General features: G+C 52.8%; 2 protein-coding genes. Both read left to right on the top strand.

The annotated features are described in order from the left end of the window. Positions 1–543 precede the first annotated feature (543 nt). Entirely contained in the window at positions 544–1,503 is a 960-nt protein-coding gene (locus KK925_RS09225; RefSeq protein ID WP_174583558.1) for a class I SAM-dependent methyltransferase, read from the top strand. Positions 1,504–2,790: 1,287 nt separating this feature from the next. Beyond that, entirely contained in the window at positions 2,791–3,699 is a 909-nt protein-coding gene (locus KK925_RS09220; RefSeq protein ID WP_174583557.1) for an FkbM family methyltransferase, read from the top strand. The last annotated feature ends 438 nt before the right edge of the window (positions 3,700–4,137 follow it).

Genomic DNA, 4,137 nt, shown 5'->3' with positions numbered 1-4,137 from the left:
CCCTCTGACGGGTCCGCACCTCCTGTACGTACATGCCTACAATATGGCAAGAACATAATGCTCATAGACATAAAAGTGATTCACATTGTCTTTGCATGGTACGTCCTACAGGATTTTGCATAAGTCCTTCATACGCCGAAAGAATCCTCAAAATGGTGCGGAAGATCGGTTAAGGCCAGAAGCGGGCGAGGTTGCTGACCTTCAAGGATTTTACTCGCGAACACAGTCGCTGCGCTCGGAGCACACACCCGATTGAATGACTCTTCGCCGCCACCCAGTAACGGATACGGGGGCGACCAAGCTATGTGTAGGTAGAAGGGCCATGTCCGTGATGATCTATAAGCTAGCTAGATGCGGTCAGAAGCGACCGGATCCACGTTTATCTGAATCTGCTCTTCGTTCCAAGGTCATCCACGAGCCCATATTCAGACACGGGCCGAAGGGATATCGCAGCTTGCGAGGCAGCAGGGATGCTGTCTAACCCACATCCATGAACGCTCATACACGCCAGGTCGGCGTAACTGTAAACCAAGGGAGACCGGCATGGTGAAGAAGCAAGTGAAGGTCCTCCTCAAGCGTGGATTCCTCGCTGGCTACCGAGTGGTGAGGCGACTGTTTGGTGTTCACATAGTCCCGGTGCATTATTATTGTCCATTGCCCGATCCGATTGAGTTGGAAACTACGCGGAAAACCTGGGCGAGACAATCCGAACTGCGTGGTCTTGAGGTGGATATCGACGATCAGGTGAAGAATTTGCGGGAGATATGCTTGCCGTTCCAAGCGGAGTATACTGGAAACAGCGCATACCGATATGCCGTTGGCCATGCTTTTGGTCCAGGGTTTGGTTACATAGAGGCACAAGCCCTTCATGCTGTAGTCCGCTTTCTGCGGCCGCGGCGGATCATTGAGGTTGGATCCGGGGTGTCTACTTATTGCATCGTTGAGGCAGTCCGTCGGAACAGCGAAGGAAAAATGGGCAACGTGGAAATCACAGCCATCGAACCAAATCCCTCTCCTGCACTGCGAACGATGGAGGGCATCCGGTTGGTTCCTCGAAGAGTACAGGAGATGGCGTTTGGCTTATTCGAAAGTTTGGAGGAGAACGACGTTCTTTTTATCGATTCGTCTCACACGGTGAAACCGGGCGGGGATGTTAACTTTCTTATTTTGGAGGTGTTGCCGAGGCTTGCTTCTGGGGTGGTGGTTCATTTTCACGATATTAACTTTCCTTACGATTATCCAAGGGATATATTAAAGACGTTTTTCCCGGCCTCAGAATCCTCGCTTTTGCAAGCTTTTCTTGCGTTCAATCGCAGGTTCCAAATCATCTTCTGCTTGAGTCTTCTTCACTATGAGCGTCCGCATGTGCTTCGTGAGGTTTTTCCTGAGTATCAACCGCAGAAGGGGCGCGACGGGCTCAGAGAGGACCATGTGCCTGCCTTTTCGATGCCTGCCGGGCACTTCCCATCTTCTATCTGGCTTCGGGTCGGAAAGGCTTTCTAAAGGAGGCGGTAGGAATGCAATTAGGACGGGAGAGCCTAAAGCAGATTGCGGGCTGAGGCGGAGCGGTTTCTTTTCTTTCGCAGGTGGCTAGACTTTCCGCGTTTTCCCTGCAAAGAGCGTATTCCCTGGCGAATCGTTGGCGCGCGTCCATAAAAACGTAGATCGTGCAGTGGGCAGGAAGTGGTCCACAGTCGGTAACTATGGCTCCTGTCGCAAACGCCTGGAGGGGCTGCTGGTGGTCGAGGCCTCTCACGAAAAGGCCCGGAAAGCTGGCGAGTCGGCAAGGAGCCCCTAACGAAAGTAAACGATCGAGCAAAGCCTCGAAATGCAAAATGTGGATGCCGAGCTTGCGGCAGCAGGTGAGGCGCGAAGCCAAGCTAGGAAAGAGAGCAATGTGTGCAGTGGGGAGAGCCACCCTGAGCAATTGGCCAGCGGGTGTGTCCAAAGGACGATGCACGAGCACGGCAGGCCCATTTGGGTGGCGATTCGGGCTAGCGCCAAATGGGCCGACAACTACTCCACGAGGGCTTGGAGTAGCACCAGGAGGGAATCGGGTGGGCTCATGTTACGGCAGAACTCGGACAAAGTCTGAGATAGGGACCTTAGTTGAAGGGAAACGTCGCGCAGGGAGCCAAAGGCATGGGGGAGTACCGAAGGGAGGCTGAAAAAGCTTCTCTAGGCATAATCCTGCCGCAACGTTGCCCGAAAACCCGCATGCCGGAAATTCCGCACGTTGCTGATTCGGTAGGATCGAGCGGCGAGTGGAAATGGGCGACACGGAGTCACCCAGTTACTGCTACACCGAAAAGGGCAGCCCCGGTTAACGACTCCCAAATCGCACTACACCACTCCCGAAGCCTACGATAAGGCGGCAAGTATGGGTAAGCAAGACACAGAATTTGCCCCTGGAGGTAGGCGACGCGACTTCGCCTACCCGGGATAGACGACGGTTCCCAAGCCAGAGAGAATTTGGAACACCTGAGGGTTTGCAGGCGCGTTCTCAGGTCTTTTTCGTTCCGGGAGAAGCAAGACATCAAAACGGATGTATGCTTCAGGGTAGGCACCGGGCTCAGAAACGGCCACGAAGAGTATCGAGTCTCTCTTATAGAAGGAAGGACATTCTACGGATTGCGTAGAGCATGAGTGTAAGTATCTCTTTTCCAAACCAGGTCTTTTCTTTTCCCTTTTTAAAGCTGCAGAGCAAACCCGCAATTGTTAGCCAACAGATGCTTACAATCGGCTAGCTAAGTCATAAGCAAAGCTGATGGCATCGTAGGAGGATCGTACATGACTAGAAGTACCTTGTTCTATCAATGCCTTTGGAGCGTTCGACAAAATATCCATCCTTTAAATGTTGTCCGGAAGGTGGCAGTGGGAAGAGCAATCCTCAGGTTCCTAAACGTACCAATCTTCACGAAGGTTGCTGCTGTGGAGTTTCCTGTGTGTGTGCGCCTTGTAGAACACATGTCGCTCTGGTTTCTTCCGGAAGGGCCGGAGCCGTCCATGTTAGCTTTTTTCCGATCGTTAGCCAGGCTTTCACAGATCCAAAGCTTTTGGGATATCGGTGCGAATATTGGCTTTTATAGTTGGGTGGCATGCCAGCTGTGGCCGAAGGCATATGTTCGGATGTTTGAGCCGGATCAAGATAATGTGCGACTTATTGTGCGAACGATTGAGAAAAACAGATTGAGTAACGTCGTTGTTCGGCCAGTCGCAGTTGGGAGCAAAGACGGACCGCACTGGTTCCTTCGGGATCTTTCGAGTCACCACCAGGGTCGTTTAGTAGAATCACCTCGGGATGGTGCAACGGCCGGGAGTTGTAGTGCGATCCGTAGAATAGAAGTTGTCACGATCGATCGCGAGCGGGAGGATACCAGGCCGCCGGAATTAGTGAAGATTGATGTGGAAGGGGCAGAGGGACTGGTTTTAGAAGGAGGCATAAACACATTGAGAAGGGACGGACCGATTGTGATATGTGAATGCCATAAGGGCAGTGGGAGTGTGCTGGAGGTTTTGGAAAGCATAGGCTACCAAAGGGTGCGGCCGCCTGAGATGAGCGGCGGAAAAGGTCCGGAATATGTGATTGCTCTCCCAGGGCGTCTTCGTGGACTGGCTTTTCCGCTAGTAGAGTCTTGGAGGGAGGAGATGGCGAAACTTTCTACGGGCAAAGAAGGTGGGTTGTGTTTGTCCATGTGAGAGGCGGGAAAGGTGACCGGGAAAAGATGAGGAGTGACAGGTTCTGCCGAGTTGGGGGGGAAAGGGTATGCGGTGGGTTGCGAGGGAAAGGTACGGTAGCGTGATAGGTGCGTGCTAGGAGCGTAAGGGAAAATGGTAGGCAGGAGGAACGGCAGGATGACTACGGAGGGGTACGGCTTGAGGGAGATGGGATCCGTGGGAAAAAGGGGTAAGGGCAAATGGGGATGCCTTTTGCTGCGGTGAGGCCCGTTGCACAAGGGGTGGGTCGAAGGTTGTAAGCAGTGGATATGGCGTGGGAAGGGTGATCGCAAGGAGAGATGGTTTGGATTGGGAAAGTTGGAAATTCCAAGGGCATGGATTCCTGTTTGGAGGGTTGGCCGTAAGTTATCGATAGACAAGTCCCGAAAGTTGCAATTAGGGCTACAATGCTGAGCTCAG

The organism is Candidatus Methylacidithermus pantelleriae, assembly GCF_905250085.1.
Taxonomy (GTDB): domain Bacteria; phylum Verrucomicrobiota; class Verrucomicrobiia; order Methylacidiphilales; family Methylacidiphilaceae; genus Methylacidithermus; species Methylacidithermus pantelleriae.
Note: the sequence above shows the minus strand (reverse complement) of the source record. Positions and strands in the feature narration are given on the sequence as shown.